Source organism: Massilia pseudoviolaceinigra (assembly GCF_030846505.1).
GTDB lineage: Bacteria > Pseudomonadota > Gammaproteobacteria > Burkholderiales > Burkholderiaceae_D > Telluria_A > Telluria_A violaceinigra.
The window spans coordinates 1-17952 of sequence record NZ_JAVCWL010000039.1 but is presented as its reverse complement, the minus strand read 5'-3'; the positions used below and the strand labels follow the sequence as shown (position 1 = coordinate 17952).

The 17952-nt window shown below is 60.8% G+C and carries 16 protein-coding genes and 1 pseudogene; 9 read left to right on the top strand and 8 right to left on the bottom strand.

What is annotated here, in order from left to right; genetic code table 11:
• Window position 1: 1 nt before the first annotated feature.
• Entirely contained in the window at window positions 2–1585 is a 1584-nt protein-coding gene (locus RBA40_RS28505) for a ShlB/FhaC/HecB family hemolysin secretion/activation protein (RefSeq protein WP_306651850.1), read from the bottom strand.
• 221 nt (window positions 1586–1806) lie between these two features.
• Window positions 1807–4071, bottom strand: coding sequence for a CHASE2 domain-containing protein (locus RBA40_RS28500; protein ID WP_306651849.1), 2265 nt, complete (start codon window positions 4069–4071; stop codon window positions 1807–1809).
• Window positions 4072–4320: 249 nt separating this feature from the next.
• Here RBA40_RS28500 and RBA40_RS28495 point away from each other — a divergent pair, with 249 nt between their 5' ends.
• Window positions 4321–5211: an MBL fold metallo-hydrolase gene (locus tag RBA40_RS28495; RefSeq protein WP_306651912.1), complete on the top strand. Its 891-nt coding sequence runs from the start codon at window positions 4321–4323 to the stop codon at window positions 5209–5211.
• A gap of 34 nt (window positions 5212–5245) precedes the next feature.
• Window positions 5246–7615, top strand: a complete 2370-nt coding sequence (locus RBA40_RS28490) for a GspE/PulE family protein (protein WP_306651847.1) — start codon at window positions 5246–5248, stop codon at window positions 7613–7615.
• Between the two features lie 20 nt (window positions 7616–7635).
• On the opposite strand, the gene lepB is transcribed toward RBA40_RS28490, so the two are convergent.
• Window positions 7636–8556 carry a signal peptidase I gene (lepB, locus tag RBA40_RS28485; RefSeq protein WP_306651845.1) on the bottom strand — a complete coding sequence of 307 codons (921 nt, stop codon included), beginning with the start codon at window positions 8554–8556 and terminating at the stop codon, window positions 7636–7638.
• A gap of 108 nt (window positions 8557–8664) precedes the next feature.
• Here lepB and RBA40_RS28480 point away from each other — a divergent pair, with 108 nt between their 5' ends.
• The 4 genes from RBA40_RS28480 (at window position 8665) to RBA40_RS28465 (ending at window position 10567) form a co-directional block, all read left to right on the top strand.
• Window positions 8665–8997: an antibiotic biosynthesis monooxygenase family protein gene (locus RBA40_RS28480; protein WP_306651844.1), complete on the top strand. Its 333-nt coding sequence runs from the start codon at window positions 8665–8667 to the stop codon at window positions 8995–8997.
• A gap of 280 nt (window positions 8998–9277) precedes the next feature.
• Window positions 9278–9667 carry a hypothetical protein gene (locus RBA40_RS28475; RefSeq protein ID WP_306651842.1) on the top strand — a complete coding sequence of 130 codons (390 nt, stop codon included), beginning with the start codon at window positions 9278–9280 and terminating at the stop codon, window positions 9665–9667.
• Between the two features lie 283 nt (window positions 9668–9950).
• Window positions 9951–10304: a hypothetical protein gene (locus RBA40_RS28470; RefSeq protein WP_306651840.1), complete on the top strand. Its 354-nt coding sequence runs from the start codon at window positions 9951–9953 to the stop codon at window positions 10302–10304.
• Between the two features lie 134 nt (window positions 10305–10438).
• Window positions 10439–10567 carry a hypothetical protein gene (locus RBA40_RS28465; protein WP_306651839.1) on the top strand — a complete coding sequence of 43 codons (129 nt, stop codon included), beginning with the start codon at window positions 10439–10441 and terminating at the stop codon, window positions 10565–10567.
• A 220-nt stretch (window positions 10568–10787) separates the two neighbouring features.
• Here the strand turns inward: RBA40_RS28465 and RBA40_RS28460 are convergent, their stop codons facing one another.
• Complete coding sequence (locus RBA40_RS28460) at window positions 10788–11708, bottom strand: hypothetical protein (protein WP_306651837.1); 921 nt, start codon at window positions 11706–11708, stop codon at window positions 10788–10790.
• A gap of 899 nt (window positions 11709–12607) precedes the next feature.
• Between RBA40_RS28460 and tnpA the strand changes: the two genes are divergently transcribed.
• The 3 genes and pseudogenes from tnpA (at window position 12608) to tnpC (ending at window position 14901) form a co-directional block, all read left to right on the top strand.
• Window positions 12608–12988 carry an IS66-like element accessory protein TnpA gene (tnpA, locus tag RBA40_RS28455; protein WP_306651836.1) on the top strand — a complete coding sequence of 127 codons (381 nt, stop codon included), beginning with the start codon at window positions 12608–12610 and terminating at the stop codon, window positions 12986–12988.
• Window positions 12985–13332 carry an IS66 family insertion sequence element accessory protein TnpB gene (tnpB, locus tag RBA40_RS28450; RefSeq protein ID WP_306651835.1) on the top strand — a complete coding sequence of 116 codons (348 nt, stop codon included), beginning with the start codon at window positions 12985–12987 and terminating at the stop codon, window positions 13330–13332. The genes tnpA and tnpB overlap by 4 nt, the downstream gene beginning before the upstream one ends.
• A gap of 29 nt (window positions 13333–13361) precedes the next feature.
• A pseudogene (tnpC, locus tag RBA40_RS28445) lies at window positions 13362–14901 on the top strand (IS66 family transposase).
• 92 nt (window positions 14902–14993) lie between these two features.
• Here the strand turns inward: tnpC and RBA40_RS28440 are convergent.
• From RBA40_RS28440 to RBA40_RS28425, 4 genes are all read right to left on the bottom strand, one after another.
• Entirely contained in the window at window positions 14994–15599 is a 606-nt protein-coding gene (locus tag RBA40_RS28440; RefSeq protein ID WP_306651834.1) for a hypothetical protein, read from the bottom strand.
• Between the two features lie 149 nt (window positions 15600–15748).
• Window positions 15749–16906 (bottom strand): hypothetical protein, encoded by a 1158-nt coding sequence (locus RBA40_RS28435; protein WP_306651832.1) that lies wholly within the window; start codon window positions 16904–16906, stop codon window positions 15749–15751.
• Between the two features lie 75 nt (window positions 16907–16981).
• Window positions 16982–17140: a hypothetical protein gene (locus tag RBA40_RS28430; protein WP_306651831.1), complete on the bottom strand. Its 159-nt coding sequence runs from the start codon at window positions 17138–17140 to the stop codon at window positions 16982–16984.
• Window positions 17141–17237: 97 nt separating this feature from the next.
• Entirely contained in the window at window positions 17238–17549 is a 312-nt protein-coding gene (locus RBA40_RS28425) for a hypothetical protein (RefSeq protein ID WP_306651830.1), read from the bottom strand.
• Window positions 17550–17952: the final 403 nt, after the last annotated feature.

Here is a 17952-nt window from a genome sequence, read left to right as displayed (position 1 = left end):
TTTAGTAGGCCAGGCCTACGCGCACATGCACTTTATTCTTGTCGCTCACGCCGGCATCCCGGCGCAGCACGTGGCCGTAATCGATCTGCATGTTGAGCGAATTTCCCATCGAAAAACGCCAGCCCAGGCCGACGCTGGACACCGTGGCGCGTGCCGCTTCGCCCGGCAGCGCCTCGTTGCGGCGGCCGTGGGCGGCGTCCACAAAGCCCAGCACGCGGCACTGCCAGCGCTGGCGCGCGGCGCAGAAATTGGGGCTGTAGAGTTCCAGGTTGGCCAGCAGGCCCGAATCGGTGGACACGGCGCGCTCGTCGAAGCCGCGCACCGAGGAGGCGCCGCCGGCGCCGAACTGCTCGCCCGGAACCAGGGCGTCGCCCGTGATCTGGCCATTTAATAACGCGCGCAGCTGCCAGTCGGCGCCGAAGGCGCGGTTCAAGCCGGCCGCAAAGCGCGCCACGGTGTAGCCAGCCTTGGCGCCGGCGCGGGTGCGCGCGAAGTCGGCGCTGCCGCCACGGCTGCCGCCGGGCAGGTTGCGTACCAGACCGGCCGAGAAATTGATGTCGCCCCCGGCCAGCGGCGTGCTGGCCAGGTACGTCACGCTGAGCGGATGGACGGTGATATCGTTGCCGAAATTCTGGCCTGCGAGCAGCACGCTATTCTTGTACGCCTTGTGGTCGAACCCGTACACCAGGCGCGGATCGAGGCTGCCGCGCCGGGCCAGGGTCTGGTTGTAGCGCACCCCGGCCACCGTGCCCTTGCCGCTGACAGCCAGGTTGAAGATGCCGGCCGTGACCGCGCCCGAATCGATGTCCGAATAGCTGGCGTACAGGTCGACCGAATCGCCCAGCTCATATAAAGGAATGTGATAGCCCGCGCCGTACACGCTGACCTTGCCCGGTTCCTCGACCGTGGTGGTGTACTGCACGCTGCCCACATGGTCGCGCCCCCACAGGTTGGCGTGCTGCAGGACCACACCGGCGTGGGTCTTGCCGGTTTGCCCGGTGCCGGTATTGTCGAGATTGACCATGACCGTCCACGGCTTGTCGTCGACGACCGCCAGGTGGGCGTCGAGTTCGTCGTCGGCGGCGCCGTTCTGCAGGTTCAGGCTGACCTTGCGGGCCGGGTTCTGGTTGGCCATGCGCAGGTTGGCCGAGACGCGGTCCAGGTTGGGCGTGCGGCCCGGCTGCAGGGCCGGCAGGGCGCGCCGCACGTTGGCTTCATCGACCACCTTGTTGCCGCTGACGAGAATACGGCCGATTCTGGTCTGCACCACGTCCAGGCGCACCACGCCGCGGTTCAGTTCCTGCTCGGGCAGGCGCACCGTGACGACCTGGTAGCCGCGCGCGTGGTACAGCGCTTCGAGCGCTTCGAGCGCGCGCTGCACGTCGCCGAAATCGCGCCCGCTGCCGGCGAACGGTTGCAGCGCGGCGTCGATGTCGGACGAGGCGAGCAAGGTGTTGCCGGCCACGTCGAAGCGGCTGATGTCGAAGCGGATGGGATCGGTCGCGGCGGGCTCGTTCGCCCAGGCCGCTCCCACGGCGGCGGCCAGCACGGCGCCGGCGGCGAGGCGGGCAAAAGGTCGTTTCATGAATGAGCTCTACGGTGTGTTTTTATCGTTGGCATAGGTTCAACCCCGGAGGAAAGCATTGACAACACAGCTTGCGCTTTTCTGTCGAGTGTAATCGTGCTGCCTCGTGCGAGTAAGAAATTCCTGTTCGATCCGGCGGATTTCTGCGAAGCGTTGTATGGCGGAGTCAGCCGACGTTAAGAGAATGACAAATGCAAGCAAAAACGACCACGCCAGGCGCGCTATTTCGTGTCGAAAGTGGTAACGCCATCCCACTCCGGCGCGGGCGGGGCGGCGCGGTAAATAGCGATACGGTCGAGGTAAAGCCGGTACAGGGCGCAGTCGGGCTCGGCCGTTTGCAGCTGGCCGAGGATCGCCTCGGCGCCATCCCATTGCTGCGCGCGCACCAGCGCCAGCGCCGCGTGCCAGGTGGCCAGGCGCGCCGCGCCAGCCTCGCCGAGGGAATCGGCCGCGCCGAGCGGCTCGAAGATGGCGACCGGTTCGTGCTTGCCCTTGACCCGCACCAGATCCAGTTCGCGCCAGACGAATTCGGGCGCGGCGTGGCGCGTTGCCTCTCCCGCCGCGATGCCGACCCCGTACACCTTGGTGATGCCTTCCAGGCGCGCGCCGAGGTTGACGGCGTCGCCCATCACCGTATAGGCGCGGCGGATTTTCGAGCCCATGTCGCCCACGTGCATCAAGCCGCTGTTGATGCCGATCCCAACCTTCAGGGGCGGCCAGCCGCGCGCCTGGAATTCAAGATCGAGGCGCGCGGCGCCGGCCTGCATCAGGAGCGCCGTGGCGACCGCGCGCCGGGCATGGTCGGCAAAGGCCACCGGCGCGCCCCAGAAGGCCATGACGGCGTCGCCGATGTATTTGTCGAGCGTGCCGCAGTGGCTGTCGCGGATATCTTCCGACATGGCGGTCAGGTACAGGTTGATGTACTCGCGCAGCGCCTTGGGCGTGAGCTGTTCCGAGATCGTGGTAAAGCCGCGCACATCGATGAACAGCACGGTCAGTTCGCGGCTTTCGCCGTCCATGGTGTACTGCTCGGGATTTTCGGCCATTTCGGCCACCAGCTCGGGCGCCACGTACTCGCGAAAGCGCGATACCAGCGCCTGGCTCTTGCGCACCTCGACAAAGTAGCCGAAACCCAGATTGAGCACGAACAGCGCCAGGATCAGCAGCACCAGCACGGCCGCGTTAAGCACCATGTCAGCTTCATAATAAAGGTAGAAATTGATGCCGATGGCCGCTGCCAGCGCCGCCGTCGTCAGCAGCACCGCCCTGAATGGCGAGAGCAGCGCCGGCACCAGCGCCAGCACCAGGCCGAACGCCAGCACCTGCAGGCACTCGAACAGATAGGCCTCGGCGGGGCGCGCCTTGAAGTCGTTGTCGAGGATCGACTTGAGCAGGTTGGCGTGCACCTCCACCCCCGGGTATTCCGGGTTGACCGGGGTGACGCGCAGGTCGTTGATGCCGGGCGCGGTGGAGCCGACCAGCACCAGCGCGCCCTTTAACTGCGCGGGCGGCACCGCGCCGGTGAGCACGTCGGCCGCCGACACGTAGCGGAACGCGCCGCCAGCCGGCCCGCCGCGCCCGCGAAACTGCACGTAGGTGGTCAGCCCCTCGCCCACCGGAATGCGCAACTGGCCGTGCGGCAGGAACAGCGAGATGAAGGCGGCGCTGCCACTGTCTTTCTCGGCGTCCGACAGTTGTTCGACGGTGGTGTCGAAATACGGCGCGATGGCGCGCGCCTTGAGATATACGGCCGCCGTGGCCAGCGACAGCGACGGGTAATAGGCGTCGCCGATGCGCTGCAGCAGAATGGAGGAGCGGATCACGCCATCGGCATCGGTCGACGCGGTAAAGATGCCGGCGCCGGCGGCGGCTTGCTGCAATCGCGCGATATTGGCCTCGTAGCCGCTTGAGGTGTAGGCCAGCAGCTCGCGCCCGTTCAGGCTCTCCAGGGTGAACGCGGGGGGCGGCAGCACGCCCTTGCGCAGCTTGTCCGACACGTTGTAGCCGAGCACCACGTTCTGGCCGCGCAGGGCCTCGGCCAGCAAGCCGTCGTAATCCATGCCGGCTTTCAGGTCCGCCAGCTGCGCCTTCAGGCCCGCCACCCCGGCCAGTTCGTCGTCGGCGAGGCGTTCGAGCACCGCGTAGCCGGACGAGGTATCCGGCTCCGGAAAAGAGATGTCGAAACCGACCGCGCCGGCCCCGTAGTGGCGCGTGAGCTGCGTGACCAGGTTGGCCTGGATATTGCGGCTCCACGGAAAGCGCCCGATCGCGGCCAGGCTCTTTTCATCGATATCGACGATTACCACGCGCGCGTCCATCACGGGTGCCTCGATGCGCATGCGCAGGCCGGCCACGAAGCCGTCCATGCGCTCGATCGAATCGCTGTGAAAAAAGCCGAGCGTGGACAACGCCGCCGCCACGGTCAGGGCCAGCCCGAGCAGCCAGCGCGGGCCGTACTTGCGCAGCATGCGCGCACGCTTTGTCATCGGTCAGTCGCTTGCATGAGGATGGTTCCGCCCGTCTCAGGATGCCGCCATACCATTACTTCGTGGTAATACGGACGAGTGTAGCGCCGCCCGCCGGCCCTGTACACCGCCGCGCAAAAAGCGTGGGCAAAACGGCACGAAAGCGGGCACGGCCGATTCCGCAGGTAAATTTTGCAGCCATGCGCAGGCAAAACCGCTATGATCGACCGTAATTGCAACATCGACGATTTCGGCCATGAGAGTGACGACATGAAATTGCGCTTCTGGGGCGTGCGCGGCTCGATTCCTTCGCCGGGACCGCGCACCGCCCGCTATGGCGGCAACACCACCTGCATTGAAGTGGGCACCGACGACGGCACCCTGATCATCCTCGACGGCGGCACCGGCATTTTCGCGCTGGCCCAGGACCTGCTCACGCGCCTGCCGGTGAACGCGAATATTTTCATCACCCACAGCCACTGGGACCATATCCACGGCCTGCCTTTCTTCACGCCATTGTTCATCCCCACGAGCCGGGTGCGCCTGCACGGCGCGCGCGACGAAGCGACCGGCCAGGGCATCGAGCACATCATGGGCGTGCAGCTCCAGAACAGTTATTTCCCCGTCGGCGAAGCGCAGATGGCGGCCACCATCGAATACCGCACGCTCGACGTGGGCGTGGCCGTCGCGGTGGGCGACGCGGTGGTCGAGAACGTGGTCATGAACCACCCGGTGGTCAATCTGGGCTACCGCATCAGCTGCAACGGCAAGTCGCTGTTTTTCACGGGCGACCATGAACCCTTCTACAACCTGTATCCGGAGGAAGACGAGCGCCATGCGCCGTACCAGCTGCAGATGGAACAGCGCCAGCGCGACATCGACCGCGCCATGCAGGGCGTCGATGCGCTCATTTTCGACTGTTCGTACACGCGCGACGAATACCCGTCCAAGCGCGGCTGGGGGCACGGCACCTTCGACGCCGCGCTGGCCAGCGCGGTGCGGGTCGGAGCGCGCACCCTGTACTGCACCCACCATGAACCGACCCGGGGCGACGACGAACTCGAAGCCGTCTTCGCCGATGCGCTGGGGCGCCACGGGCCGCTGCCCGCCGGCCTGCGCGTGGTGCTGGCGTACGAAGGTCTCGAAGTCGCACTGAACTGAACCTGGCTCTCACCTGTCGAAAGCGAAAGCACCCATGAACGAAGCGTCAAGCGGCAAGCAAGGTGGTAACGACGAAGACACGGGCGCGCGCCTGGACTTCTCCAGACGGCTGCAGGCGGTCACGAACAAGATTCACGCGACCGCCAACCTCGATGAAATCATGCTCGACCTGGGCATGGATTTTTGCGACCTGTTCGACTGCGACCGCTTCACCCTGTACGCCGTCACGCCCGAGAACGATCATATCGTCTCCAAGGTCAAGACCGGCCTGACAACGTTTCGCGAACTGCGCCTGTCGATTTCGCCGAGCTCGATCGCCGGCTTCGTGGCGATGAGCCGCAAGGCCCTGAACATCCGCGACGCCTACGACGAGGAAGAACTGCAGCGCCTGGCGCCCGGCCTGCATTTCCAGAGCGGGGTGGACCAGCGCACCGGCTATCGCACGCGCGAGATGCTGGTCGCGCCGCTGCTGACGGTGCAGTCGAACGAGCTGCTCGGCGTGATCCAGTTCATCAACAACCGCAAGGGCGGACCGTTTTCCAAGGTGTGCGAGGAAGGTGTGCGCGATCTGTGCGAAACCTTGTCGGTGGCCTTCAGCCAGCGCCTCAAACCGCCGCAGACGGTGCGCACCAAGTACGTGGGGCTGGTGCACGAGGCGGTGCTGTCGGCGCCCGAACTGGAACTGGCGACGCGCTCGGCGCGCAAGAAGAACCTCGATATCGAGGAAGTACTGATCAAGGAGTTCCAGGTGCGCGCGCAGGCGATCGGCGAATCGCTGGCGAAGTTTTTCGCCACGCCGTACGAGCCGTACAAGCCGGACCGGATCAAGCCGGGCGAGCTGCTGCGCAACCTGAAAGCGCAGTACGTTGAAGAAAACCAGTGGCTGCCGCTCGAGGAAACCACCGAGGGCCTGGTGGTGATGGCGCTCGACCCGGAGCGCATCAACACCAGCAAGATCGTCAACCAGATCTTCCCCAAGGCCAAAGTGGTCTACCGCGTGACCACGCGCGAAGACTTCCGGCGCACCGCCGAACAGTTCTTCGGCGCCGCCGTCGATGCCGAAGGCGGCTCGGTGGGCGAACTGCTGTCCGGGATGGACCAGGATGACGTCGATGGCGAGGGCACGCTCGACGTCTCGGCCGCAGTCGAAAATGAGCTGGTCAAGCTGCTCAACAAGGTGATCATGGATGCCTACCGCCAGGGCGTTTCGGACATCCACATCGAGCCGCTGCCGGGCAAGGGCAAGACCGGCATCCGCTTTCGCAAGGATGGCTCGCTGGTGCCGTACATCGAAATCCCGGCCAGCTACCGCAATGCGCTGGTGGCGCGCGTGAAGATCATGTGCGACCTCGATATTTCGGAGCGCCGCAAGCCGCAGGACGGCAAGATCAAGTTCAAAAAATACGGCCCGCTCGACATCGAGCTGCGCGTGGCGACCATTCCATCGTCGGGCGGGGTCGAGGACATCGTGATGCGTATCCTGGCCGCCGGCGAGCCGATCCCGCTCGAGAAGCTGGGCGTGCTGCCGTTTAACCTGGAGCGCCTGCGCGCCGCCATCGAAAAACCGTACGGCCTGTTTTTCGTGTGCGGACCGACCGGTTCGGGCAAGACCACCACCCTCCACTCGGTGCTCAGCCACCTCAACACGCCCGACACCAAGATCTGGACCGCCGAAGACCCGGTCGAAATCACGCAAAAGGGACTGCGCCAGGTGCAGGTCAACCGCAAGGCGGGGCTGGATTTTGCGACGGTAATGCGGGCATTCTTGCGGGCTGACCCGGATGTGATCATGGTCGGCGAAATGCGCGACAAGGAAACGGTCAGCATGGGCATTGAAGCCTCGCTCACCGGCCACCTGGTGCTGGCGACCCTGCACACCAACAGCGCGCCCGAATCGATCGTGCGCCTGCTCGACATGGGCATGGACCCGTTCAACTTTGCCGATGCGCTGCTGGGCATCCTGGCGCAGCGCCTGGCCAAGCGCCTGTGCTCCTCGTGCAAAGTGGCTTACCATCCCGATGCGGCCGAGGTGGAGCTGATGCTCACCGAATTTTGCACGGAACTGCTCTCGACCGAGGCCTTCATCACCGACCCGGACGCCGGCCGCGCGCAGGTGCTGGCCGGCTGGCGCCAGCGCTATGCCAACGCGGACGGCAAATTTACCTTGTACCGGGCGGTCGGCTGCGCCGAGTGCAACAAGGGCTACCGTGGGCGGGTCGGCCTGCACGAACTGATGATCGGCACCGACAAGGTCAAGAAGCTGCTGCAGGAGCACAGCCGCGTGGCCGCCCTGCTCGCGGCGGCGCTGGAGGATGGCATGATGACGCTGAAAATGGATGGCATCGAAAAGGTGCTCTCCGGGATCACCGATATCAAGATGGTGCGCCAGGTGTGCATCAAGTAAGGCGAACCTGAGGCGGCGCCTTACTGCATGATGCGCACCACCTTGCCGACCACCTGGTTGGCGCGGACAAAGCCCCAATAGCGGCTGTCGTAACTGTTATCGCGATTGTCGCCCATGACGAAGTAATGACCGGGCGGGACCTCGCATTGCATCGCCATGGCTTCGTAGACGCAGTTTTCTTTGAATGCGAAATCATCGGGCTCTTTGATACTGCGGGCCTCGTCCGTGCGCAGCAAGATTTGAAAGCGCACATTGCCGAGTTGCTCTTCGAAGCGCTGGAAGGTCACCAGCTGTTCCGGTTCCACGTATGCTTCGAGCTCGCGCACCCGTGTGGCAGCGCCGTTGACGAAGAGCTGGCGGTCGCGGTATGCGACTTTGTCGCCCGGCAGACCCACCAGGCGCTTGATGAATTGCTGGCTCGGATCACGCGGAAACTCGAACACGATCAGATCGCCCCGCATCATTGGCGCGGAAATCGGACGCGATGCGAAGGTGATCCCGAAGGAGCTGGCATGCCCGTAGCCCCATTTCTGCACGAGCAGATGGGCGCCCGATTCAATGGCGGGCGCCATCGACGTGAACGGCACGTGAAAGGTCTCGTAAAAGAAGGCGCGCAGGCCGACGACGGTTGTGAAATACGTCAGCATGATCGCCAGCAGGACATACCAACGCGTGGACGCGGGCCTGACTGCGCGCACCGGCGCGCGCGCGGCGATCCGGTAGGCGCAAGTCATGCACACCACCGCCAGCGCCACCTGGAACGCCACCATGACGGTAGCGGAAAGGGATCCCGGCAGCAGGAAGAAAATGGCGAACATAAGCAGCATGGCACCGCCGAACACCAGCGCGGCCAGACGCGGCGCGCCGGCGTAGACCAAGCCGAGCGGGGAGAAAAAGATGTTCAGGGCAGTGGCGATCCACTTGTTCGGCTTCCAGTTCACGGCATTCCTTCACGACAATGTGCGGCATTCTCTCACGCAATTATGATTGGCCAGCAATATCGATACCAACATGGCACAATCGCAGCTCACTCATTCACCATCAAGGCCATGTACTCCTCCACTTTTATCTTCGGCACCAAACATCTCGACGAAGAATTCCACCAGCTCGACAAACTCATCGCCGACGCCGCCAAGGCGCTGCCCGGCTATCTGGGTGAGGAGGCGTGGGAGAACCGCGCGACCGGCCTGTTTTCGAACGTGTATTACTGGGAGAGCCTGGAAGCGCTGCAGGCACTGATGCAACACCCGGCGCATCTGCAAGCCAAGGCGGCCCAGGCCAGATGGCTCGATGGGTATCACGTGGTAATTTCGGAGGTGGTGCGCACGTACGGGAATGCGGAACTCGGCCACCGCGTGAACGTACCAGCTATCGAAGTTTGAAGTCAATACATGGGCGGGCGACTTGAGTTCAGCCAGCACAAGAGGGAACCCGATTCCTTGAGTCGCGACAATCCCTGCGCTCGTAAGGATTGACGCGGGATGCCTGGCATGACAATGCCCGACAAGGTCAAGTCGCATTCGATGTTTTGCCTGCTGGCGCTGACAACTCAGATTGGGCAAATTCTTGGCAAAAAATGCCTATTCAGGCGCTCATCTCTGCTCGCCACGTCAGGAATGTTGCAAGTAGCTCGGAATACTTTACGAAATTATTAGCCCAAATATGCTTTCTTTATCAGAGTCCAAGAAGGACGTCGTCTACTCACTTTTGAAAGTCGCCATCGGCATTATTGTCGTTCCGGGTGCAGCCCTGGCTTTCGTCTGGTATTCGAACTGGTCCGCTGAAAGGTCGGCGCGGGTCTATTGTGACGGAATCCAGTTGGGCTCTGATATCTCAGTGCAGATCGAAAAATTTGAAAAAAGTATTGGCTACAAAAAAGAACCTGGCGGCAAAGTCTCTGTTCGACACTATGGCTTTCCTCAAGAACGTTTTCCGATGGGGCAACACACCTTTCTATTTTACGGCTTCATGTTTGACAAAGCGTACTGTGATGTCTCCCTCAGCCCTGATGGAAAAGTCACCGCAAAAAATTCGTTCATCCACTACGACTAAAAAAACAGGGGAACTGCGTAGCGTAACGCTAATAGAAATATAACCGGTTCCTCTTCCCCTTTCAAGGATGGCCGATTCTGGCCCAAGCTGATGCGTTTCGTCCGGCAGGTCGCCGGACCAGACATGCGCACCAGCTAAAGACGCGATCACGGGCGGCGATTGACAGCCCCACCGCTCCAGCGCTACCCTGTGATTCCGCCGTGCCCCACCGCTGCTGCGATTGATGACGATGCTCCAGGCATTTCCCTTCCCGATCCGAACAGAGTGTCCTCCTGGTGCCTGCGTGTGCAAGCGCGAGACCTTGCTGGCCGATGCCGACAGCGACACGCGCATCCTGCGCCTGACGCGCGACGAAGAAAAGAAGCTGCTCGCGCACATCGAAAATATCGCCAGCTACGAGGACCTGAACAAGCTGGCCGAGCGCCTGTACGGCCAGCTCGGCGTGGTGCTGCACATCACGCCCAGCAACAATGAAGTGCGCAGCGCGCGCGGCCTGAGCATCGTGCTCGCCGAACGGCCGGGCCTGTGCCGCAAGACCCGCCAGGCGGTCCCGACCGCTATCCGGCGCTGCCTCGACCGGCATCCGGAAATCATCTACGCCATCCTCGATGCGCACGACTTGCTTGGTCCTGACTGACACGGCGCTGCCGCATCGGCTCCGCCGGCTCAAGCACCGCCTCAATCTTGAGCATGTTTCCGGCCTGTCCCAGCAGGCCGTGGTACAAGATGTCGCCGCCAAAATCATGTGCGGCAATTTGCAGACCCTGGTCGTTGACCGCCCATGAGCAAGCGACCCTGCGCGAAATCGACCGCATCAACCATGCCTACGCGCACACTGCGCGCAAACCCGTGATGCCGGCCCTGCTGCTGGGGAACATGGTCGCCAAGCGCTTGCGTTAGGTGCTGAACCTGATTGCGAAACAGACCTGCCTCCATCGAGAAAACCTGTCAAAGGCGCGTAAATCCAAACCTCATAAACACCTGGCTCAAAAGCCATGTTGAGCACGGACGAAATCCTTAACTTGGGTGGATTGGGGTCGTGGCCAGTGCTATGCTGGCATGGCCCTTCAGGGGAACATCTAACGGGATATGTTGAGTTGCGGACAGGGTCCTGAATGAGCTATTCTTGTGTGATAGCTTTCGCGGAAGAAAAAGTGATTCCCAACCCTTTATACACCTTATCCACATTTTCATCGGATGGCCATCCTGAAAATTTGGACTCCAGCTTACCATCGCGGAAAAACAAAAAAAGAGGCGATACCCAATGGGACACTTCAGGCCATTCCTCGCGACTATGCGTTAAGACAAGAGGAAGTAGCAGGTGCACTTGGTTCCAGCGAGCATATTTATCGTAAAAGAAATTGAAATCCTGCATTACCATAACCGTTACCTTCTGACGTAGCAAAGGTGCTAGCGTGGAATCACTCTCAATTGCCGACAGAGCCTTGATTGCGAAGTGACAATATGGGGAGACAATAATAACAAGATGCCTCCCGGAATTCAAATCCAAATCTAGCCGAGTTAAGCGGCGGTTATCCCCCAAAACCCAGCCGGTTCGCGGCGCCGACGGGCTTGTCAGGTCGTTTATCTCAATGGTTTCTCGCGAGGAGCGCTTTTGACCATATCGCTTTAAAAAAGCGTTTGCTTTTTCGAACTCGCGAAGAGCGTAATATATCTGCAATAACTGTCCGTATTGTTCCGATGTTGCCTTACCTGTGTCAACCAAGCGAGCGAACATTCTTTCAAATGAAGGTAATTGGGACTTGTCCAGCGTATAGAACATCATATGCTGCGTTGCCTCGAAAAATTCGGCTAGCTCGTCATCACGTATAGCCGCCGCATCAGCCGCGAAATTCTTCATGTACTCCGCATGGACTAATTTAGCTCTTTCCGCAGTCGGTTTGCCACTTGTTGAAATCGCATCGGTTTTCGCGATAAACCTGTGTAGCCGCTGTGGTGCAGGAGTTCCTGCATAACTCAGCGAACAGCATACGAACAGCGATAGCAAGGCAACAATTTTTGCTAAAATTAACGTTTTCATAGTTCCCCCCTGAATTGAGAGTGGGTTACAGCGCGTCGCATACCGTTTCCCGAATCAATAAATTCCGAATTGGCGTTTGTCAGCTAGGGTCAGTCTAGTTAAATGGTGAGAGCGTTATTGAATAATCACTCTCATTCTTAACGCTGCATTGGGTTAGCAGAGATTTGGCAGTATCCAGTTCAGCCCTTGAAAGCTGCGAATGTAGATATCCGGCACGGTGGCGATTTTCCGTGCTTTCCGAACGCCCCCACGCTTGAGCAATCGCATATGCACTGGGGGCGTCTTTTCGCCCAAATGTGCCACTGAGGTAACTGTGCGCAAGCCAAGCCATAGCACTCTCGGACCCAGCGCGAGCCGCATCTAGGCCGTGGCGTTCGGCGCTGGTTCTAGGGTTGGAACGTTCCTGCTCCCTTCTTTCATAATATAAATTCTTTCATCGCTAGATTTGTATTTCTCCAACATGGGCAATGCCTACAAAGCGACTATAATAGAAATTAATTGATACAATTTCTTTCGAAAAGCACTTCATTCGCTTGCATCTTAAAAACATTACCCAAACGTAAATTACATTCAAAGTGTAGGCTTCTTGGAATACATTCACCTCCAGTCTTTGGATGCCTTACGTATATGCGGCTTGTCGTGCGGCGGAGTTAATGCTACTAGCTGAATGTACGCCTGTCCAATAGAACCAAGGACAAAAAAACCCAAAAATGAGGTTTTTTTTGTTTATTTAACTTGAGCTAGCCTTAATTAACGGAAGAATTTTTTCTAGTAAAATTTATACCTAGAAATTAGTGGTCCCGAGGTAAGCGTCTTCCCACTGACATCTTTACCGCCTGATCCGTCAGCGCCATGATTGAAGGCGGGGTACAAATTCAATTGTGCCCACAATTTCGATTATGGACACAAAAATTCAACCACTCACCACACCTCGCAAGCGCGGTCCCTACAGACAGCACAGCACGGAATTCAAGCGAGAAGTCGTCGCCAGATCTCTTGTCGCGGGCACGTCGGTGTCGCGCCTGGCTCAAGAGTTCAACATCAATGCCAACCAGGTCTTCACCTGGCGCAGACAATTCGCCGACCTGCACGGCGCGGTGAACGCGGCACCGGCCGCGCTGATGCCGGTCACCGTTCTGGATTCGCCAGACGTGGCTGCCAAGCCTGCACTATCGGCTTCGGGCGTCATGCTGCTGACGGTGGGCCGTGCGCAGCTGCGACTCGAAGGTGGCGTTGATGCGGTGGCGCTGGCCCAAGTGCTGGCGCGCCTGCTGCCATGATCGGGCTGCCCGCAGGCACGCGCATCTGGCTGGCAGCCGGCATCACCGACATGCGCGCCGGTATGAACGGCCTGGCGGCAAAGGTGGACAGTGCGCTCAAGGAGAATCCGTACAGCGGCCACGTGTTCGTGTTCCGTGGCCGGCGCGGCGACATGATCAAAGTGCTGTGGTGGACCGGCGATGGCCTGTGCCTGCTGGCCAAGCGGCTTGAGAATGGCCGTTTCGTCTGGCCGCAAGCGAGCAGCGGCAGCGTAACGCTAAGCCAGGCGCAGCTGTCGATGCTGCTGGAGGGAATTGACTGGCGGCGCCCGGAACGGACGTGGCAGCCAACGTCGGCCTTGTAAACATGAAACGGGTCGCGTAAACTCGGCACATGCTCAACACCGCCGACCTGCCCAACGACATCGAAGCCTTGAAGGCTTTGCTGTTGGCCCGCGATGAGCAGATCCTGGGCCTGGAAGCGCAGCTGAACACGCGGGCCGCAGAGATCGAACATCTGAAACTGATGATTGCCAAACTGCGGCGCATGCAGTTCGGCCGCAAGTCGGAAAAGCTCGACCGCCAGATTGAGCAGCTCGAATTGCAACTGGAAGACCTGCAGGCAGACGAGGCCGAAGCAGAGCGGGAAATGCCCGAAGCGGATCGGGCGCCGCGCAGGAAATCGGTGCGCAGGCCGCTGCCCGAGCACCTGCCGCGCGATGAAAAGGTCTATCCGCCCGGCGCCAACGCGTGTCCGGCCTGCGGAGGTGGCTTGCGCCACCTGGGCGAAGACGTGGCTGAACAACTGGAATATGTGCCGGCGAGCCGTGATCCGCCATGTGCGTCCAAAGCTGGCATGCAGCTGCTGCGACGCCATCGTGCAGGCGCCGGCGCCGAGCCGGCCGATCGAGCGGGGCATCGCCGGGCCGGGCTTGCTGGCGCACGTGCTGGTGGCCAAGTTCGCCGACCATCTGCCGCTGTACCGGCAGGCAGTCATGTATGCTCGCGACGGTGTCGATCTGGATCGCGCGTTGCTCGCCAGCTGGGTCGGTGCTGCCAGCGCGCTGTTGCGTCCCTTGGTCGACGCGATCCGGCGCCATGTGCTCGCCGGTGCCAAGCTGCACGCGGACGACACCCCGGTTCCGGTGCTGGCACCAGGCAATGGGAAGACAAAGACGGCGCGTCTGTGGACCTACGTGCGCGACGACAGGCCGAGCGGCGACACCACGCCACCGGCCGTGTGGTTTGCCTATACGCCCGACCGCAAAGGCATCCATCCGCAAACCCACCTTGCCAACTATAAGGGCGTGCTCCAGGCCGATGCCTACGCAGGCTTTAACGCGCTTTACGAGGACGGCACGATCCAGGAGGCGGCCTGCTGGGCGCATGCGCGCCGCAAATTCTACGACTTGCATGAAGCCAGACCCTCTGCACTGACGAGCGAAGCCTTGCGCCGCATCGGTGAGCTGTACGCGATCGAAGCGAAGATCCGCGGCAAGCCCCCGAACGAGCGACGCCAGGCACGACAAGCCGAGGCCAAACCGCTGATCGACGATCTGGAGCGATGGTTGCGAGGCATGCTTGAAAAACTCTCACGCAAGTCCGATACGTCGGCGGCGATCCTGTACGCCCTCAATCTGTGGCCGGCGCTGGCGCGCTATTGCGATGACGGCCTGATCGAGATCGACAACTCCGCCGCAGAACGCGCTCTGCGCGGGGTTGCCATCGGTCGCCGTAACTATCTGTTTGCCGGCGCCGACACGGGCGGCGAACGCGCTGCCGCCATCTACTCGCTGATCGGGACGGCCAAGCTCAACGGTGTCGACCCCGAAGCCTGGTTGCGCCATGTGCTAGCCCACATCGCCGATCATCCCGTCAACCGTGTTGACGAGTTTCTGCCCTGGCATTGCGCCGGGCAGTTGGCACCTGCCTAACAACACGCCGCTTCCCAGCGGTGTGACGCTATCATCAATCAATTCGACAGCTGGCTCAAGACGGCGCTGGGCCGACGCTTACCTCGTTCTCACTACTGCACAACACACTGCTGAAGCATGTTCGCAGCAGGATTGGCAGTTCCACCATTGAAATTGAAGAAAGTGCCCGTCGGGATAGGAATCATTGTCGTGCTGCCTGGAGTCGGTGGATAGTTGTTTGGCTCCAACACTGCGATGCCCAGCGTGAGATCGGCCCCACCGGCCATGTCCGCGGTGCTCCAGATTTCAACCGCAGTGCCTGGCACCACAAATTGTTCCAGGACACACGCTACGTGAAAGGCAGGCGTCCCGGTATTTGTGAACGTTGCACCCAGTGCGACATATCCTGGCGGCGCCGTGGGAACATACAGGTAGCCGTTTTCTCCGCCCGTCAAGCCTGTGGTATCCCATACCTTGGACCATCCGGACGAGGGGACGACATTGACGCCGTCAACGGCGGCCACCAGGAACAAGGATGCAGGTATTGCGTCGGTGATGGGCATGGAGCCGAACTGCAGGAAACCATACGGCAAATTGCCGTCCGGATTTACAAACGATCCATTTGCACCGCCTGGTATCCCTCCGGTGTTCCAGCCGTCCTGGGATCCACTGTAATAGGCCAGGTTGATCATGCTGACGGTTTGAGTTGCGTTGCTCATTCTAAACTCCTTCGAGGTTGGTTGATTGCAGACACTCTGCAGAAAGGTATGACATTGTGCGGCGTGCGCCGGACCATGGCGCGTCCAGCAACGGGCCCTTTTCAGCCTTCAGGCAAATGCCGCCTGCGCGCCACCGCAGGCGCCGCTGGCTATTTCCCGCGGCGTGGCGGCGTGGGCGAACTTGCCCATACCACGACGGAAAAATCCTTCTTCGAGCCGCTATCGGGAAGGTGCGACAGTGGCACGACATTACGGTCGGTCGCGTAGATTTCCATGCTGGCGGCGGAGGTGATCGACAAGCCTTTACCCCACCGAAACGAGCTGTTGAGCAAATTGCTGCCCAGTTTCAGAAGGCCACCCAGCACGGGGCCCCACAAGGGCTGTGCATCCAGATAAGCTTCCAGGATCGTCAGCGAATCACTCATCCCCGGAATGTTCATCTCCTTCTTCAGCAAGGGTATGCAGGCGGGAGGCGTGGCATCCAGGTCCAGTTTGAACAGGCCAATGCGGGAATTAGCCCCGTCGTCATCGGCGTTGAGCGACACCAGGAACACGCCGCCGTGCGTCTGTGTAATGAGCGCAAGGCCGGCGCCCGACTCCGGAAAGTCGCACACCTTGAGCACCTGGACAAACTTGGTCGCACCCCATGGCACAAGCGTCGATGTCGTGGATCGATACACCGTCAGTACCCTCCCGTTGACGCCTGCAATCAGGTATTTGCCGTCGGGACCGGCCTCCTTGGTCATGCCGACTCCGTTGATGCCGTCTTCGGGTCGTTCTATCGTTCCTAGCACGGTGATGGGTTGACCAAGCAGGCAATCGCGTAGATCGTAGACCTGGATTTCGGAGGCGTCCGAACCGCTGCCGCTCGCCGATTTCTGAATGCCCATGGCCATGAAACTGCCACAGGCCTGCGCGGCGCAGGGGTGAGGCCAAGCGGAGGGCGCTGTATCGCCGACCTCGTCGATCTCGCCCTGGCCGCCCGAACCGACGATGTCTCCGATCAGGTATTTGCCGTCTGCGCTGGGAGCACTGGGGTCCCAGCAAGGATCCAGGTTCGTGTGGGTAAAAATCAGTTTGTCCGCGAAGCTGGCCACGCCCTTGAAATGCGATTCAAGGAGGCCGGCGGGGTCGGTGGGCGGCGTGGGACAGGCGTAATATTGACGGCTCCCTTGTTCAGGCATCGCCAGGAACGCCGTCTGAACATCGTCCATCTGGAGATTGGCCGGTATTACCGGCAGGACGACATTTCCAGACGCGGCGGCGTTGAGGTTCGGCGTTAAATGATCGACGTTAATTTGGTTCATGGAAATCCTCGCTGGTGGATTCAATCAAGCGCGACCGACGTGTTGGCGGCGCCCTGGAATTCGACTACCTTGAGGTCAGCGTAAAGCTTCGTGGACGGCCTCGTAAGTATCTTCACGTAACACCTGGAGGGCTTTGCGATGGGCGGTGCCTTGCTTGAGCTGGGCGATCAGCTTTTCCGCGACGGGTTCGTGAAACGGTTTTTTCTCGCTTTCCATGGGGGCAACTTTTTGCATTGCGTCGTCATCGACTTTGCGGGCTCCCGCGTTTCTCGCGTCCGGTTGGACCATGTGGGAACCAGGCCTGGCGCTACGCGGTGGATAAGACCACACGCTATTTCTTCAACAGGGTTGGCGCAATCAGGCCGGCATCGGTGCCTGTGCGCGGTTGCGCGCAAACAAACGAGTCGTGCGCGCTGGCCAATGCATCGGCCTCGCTCAACGCGTCTTCGTCGGAAGCGCCGGCAAGGTAGGCCTCGGCCGGGTCGAACTCGACCTGATAGCCTGGCCTGAGTGCATCCTGCAGCTTGTCGACGATGGTGCTGGCGCCTGTACCTGCACCGGCGGGGGCAATCCGCTCAAGTACCGTCTTGTTCCTGTCGCCTTCGGTCTGGAAGGCAATGATGGTGGTCTCACGTTCGGTCATGACGTTTTCCTCGAAAAATGATTCACGTTGCTGCGGCGGTCTTCGGTTTGCTGCAGTCGGGTTTGCCCTTCACATCGTTGTAGGCCTGCTTGCAGGCTGGGTAGTCGCTGCACGACCACCAGAACGCGCCCTTCTTTTTCAGACTCGGCCGACGCGACAAGGCTGGACGAACTACTTCAATGTAGGGACCGTCAGCCGTGCATATCGCGCGCTCGACAGCTACACGGCAACGCGTTGCGCCGGTGGTTGCGCAACAAGCGCTTGAATTCCGTGCTGTGCTGTCTGTAGGGACCGCGCTTGCGAGGTGTGGTGAGTGGTTGAATTTTTGTGTCCATAATCGAAGTTGTGGGCACAATTGAATTTGTACCCCGCCTTCAATCATGGCGCTGACGGATCAGCCGGT

What these genes read in the sequence shown, in the direction of transcription:
- RBA40_RS28460 (WP_306651837.1), bottom strand. Translation starts at nt 11,708, where the DNA reads ATGAAAACGTTAATTTTAGCAAAAATTGTTGCCTTGCTATCGCTGTTC.
- tnpB (WP_306651835.1), top strand. Translation starts at nt 12,985, where the DNA reads ATGATCGGGCTGCCCGCAGGCACGCGCATCTGGCTGGCAGCCGGCATC.
- RBA40_RS28505 (WP_306651850.1), bottom strand. Translation starts at nt 1,585, where the DNA reads ATGAAACGACCTTTTGCCCGCCTCGCCGCCGGCGCCGTGCTGGCCGCC.
- RBA40_RS28435 (WP_306651832.1), bottom strand. Translation starts at nt 16,906, where the DNA reads ATGAACCAAATTAACGTCGATCATTTAACGCCGAACCTCAACGCCGCC.
- RBA40_RS28480 (WP_306651844.1), top strand. Translation starts at nt 8,665, where the DNA reads ATGTACTCCTCCACTTTTATCTTCGGCACCAAACATCTCGACGAAGAA.
- RBA40_RS28430 (WP_306651831.1), bottom strand. Translation starts at nt 17,140, where the DNA reads ATGCAAAAAGTTGCCCCCATGGAAAGCGAGAAAAAACCGTTTCACGAA.
- RBA40_RS28425 (WP_306651830.1), bottom strand. Translation starts at nt 17,549, where the DNA reads ATGACCGAACGTGAGACCACCATCATTGCCTTCCAGACCGAAGGCGAC.
- RBA40_RS28495 (WP_306651912.1), top strand. Translation starts at nt 4,321, where the DNA reads ATGAAATTGCGCTTCTGGGGCGTGCGCGGCTCGATTCCTTCGCCGGGA.
- RBA40_RS28440 (WP_306651834.1), bottom strand. Translation starts at nt 15,599, where the DNA reads ATGAGCAACGCAACTCAAACCGTCAGCATGATCAACCTGGCCTATTAC.
- tnpA (WP_306651836.1), top strand. Translation starts at nt 12,608, where the DNA reads ATGGACACAAAAATTCAACCACTCACCACACCTCGCAAGCGCGGTCCC.
- RBA40_RS28500 (WP_306651849.1), bottom strand. Translation starts at nt 4,071, where the DNA reads ATGACAAAGCGTGCGCGCATGCTGCGCAAGTACGGCCCGCGCTGGCTG.
- RBA40_RS28475 (WP_306651842.1), top strand. Translation starts at nt 9,278, where the DNA reads ATGCTTTCTTTATCAGAGTCCAAGAAGGACGTCGTCTACTCACTTTTG.
- RBA40_RS28490 (WP_306651847.1), top strand. Translation starts at nt 5,246, where the DNA reads ATGAACGAAGCGTCAAGCGGCAAGCAAGGTGGTAACGACGAAGACACG.